Origin of the sequence: Streptomyces endocoffeicus, assembly GCF_016741935.1 — a bacterium.
Taxonomy (GTDB): domain Bacteria; phylum Actinomycetota; class Actinomycetes; order Streptomycetales; family Streptomycetaceae; genus Streptomyces; species Streptomyces endocoffeicus.
In genome coordinates this window covers 1-1,798 of the sequence record NZ_JAERRG010000128.1, presented here as the reverse complement: position 1 = coordinate 1,798, position 1,798 = coordinate 1, and the positions used below count along the sequence as shown (strand labels likewise).

Annotated in this window: 1 protein-coding gene; it reads left to right on the top strand. The window is 70.1% G+C overall.

What is annotated here, in order from left to right:
- Window positions 1-97 precede the first annotated feature (97 nt).
- Window positions 98-1,747 carry an IS1182 family transposase gene (locus tag JK364_RS54175; protein WP_201858840.1) on the top strand — a complete coding sequence of 550 codons (1,650 nt, stop codon included), beginning with the start codon at window positions 98-100 and terminating at the stop codon, window positions 1,745-1,747.
- The last annotated feature ends 51 nt before the right edge of the window (window positions 1,748-1,798 follow it).

Here is a 1,798-nt window from a genome sequence, read left to right as displayed (position 1 = left end):
GGGATGCCGTTGGTTAATCCGGGGTCTGGCGTGACGTCGGCCTTCAAGACCTGGTTGTGGTCTTGAAGGCCGACGTTGTCGTTTGGGGAGGGTGCAGGTGTCGATGCAGCCGAGGGAGCCGGAGGAAGTCCCGTTCGAGACGGTGCGGGTGGCCAGGGCGGCCTTCCCGAAGGGAAGCCTGGCGATCCGGCTCCGGGACGAGCTGGGGGTGTTGTTCACCGACGAGCAGTTCGCCGTTTTGTTCCCGGTGCGGGGCAGGCCCGCATGGTCGCCGGGCCGGCTGGCGCTGGTGTCGGTGTTGCAGTTCGCCGAGGGGCTGCCGGACCGGCAGACGGCTCTGGCCGTGCGGGCCCGGATCGACTGGAAGTATGCCCTGGACCTGGAGCTGACCGATCCGGGTTTCGACTACTCCGTGCTCAGCGAGTTCCGCACCCGGCTGGTCGAGGCCGACGCCGGGCAGCAGGTCTTCGACCGGATCCTGGACGCCGCCCGCGAGGCCGGCGTGCTCAAGCCGCCGGGCCGGGCCCGGACGGACTCCACACATGTGCTGGCCGCGATCCGGTCGCTGAACCGGCTGGAGTTCGTCATCGAGACCCTGCGGGCCGCCCTCAACACGCTCGCTGCCGCCGCCCCCGACTGGCTGACCGCCCATGCCGACCTGGCCTGGTTCGACCGGTATGCCACCCGGCCCGAGGACTACTGGCTGCCCTCCGGCAAGGCCAAACGGTGCGAGCTGGCCGAACAGACCGGCCGGGACGGCATGCGCCTGCTCACCGACGCGCACGGTCCCGACGCGCCGGACTGGCTACGTGAACTGCCCGCCGTCCAGACCCTGCGCCGGGCCTGGGTGCAGCAGTACGTCCTCGACGCGGAGGGCGAGGTGCGATGGCGGGACCCAAAAGAGTGCCCGCCGGGGGCTCTGCGCCTGGTCAGCCCCTATGACACCGAGGCCCGCGCGAGCGTGAAGCGAGACATCAAGTGGGACGGCTTCAAGGTCCACCTCACCGAGATCTGTGACGCGGACATGCCTCACCTGATCACGAACGTGCTGACCAGCGATGCGACCGTCCAGGACATCAAGGCCACCGATACCGTCCACGACGCCCTGGCCGTGAAGGACCTGCTGCCCGGCGAGCATCTGCTGGACGCGGGCTACATCGACGGCCCCCGCATCGTCACCGCCGCCCAGGAACACGGCATCACCCTGACCGGCCCCATCCAGGGCGACACTACCGCCCAGGCCGCCGGCCCCTACAGCCAGACCGCCTTCACCGTGGACTGGCGCAGTAAGACCGTGACCTGCCCGAACGGCAAGACCACCGGCCAGTGGCGTGACGCGCTCTCCCACCGCGGCACACCGGTCATCCGGATCGCCTTCTCACCCACCGACTGCCGCCCCTGCCATGCTCGCTCCCAATGCACCAGCTCCACCCGGGCCACGAGACGGGAGATCACTCTGCGACCGCGTGCGGAGCACGAGGCGATCCGGCAGGCCCGCGCCGCCCAGGGCACCCCCGAGTGGAGGGAACGCTACGCGGCCCGCAACGGCATCGAGGGCACCATCTCCCAAGCCATCCGCAGCACGGGCCTGCGGCAATGCCGCTACCACGGCCTCGCCAGAACCGCGCTTCAGCACCAGCTGACCGCGGCCGCGATCAACCTCGCCCGCCTCGACGCCTGGACCACCGACAGGCCCCGGGCCCGCACCCGGACCTCCCACCTGGCAGCACTTCGCCCCGCCGAGTAACAACTCGACGGGGCGAAGTAACCCAGACCCCGGATTAACCAACGGCATCCC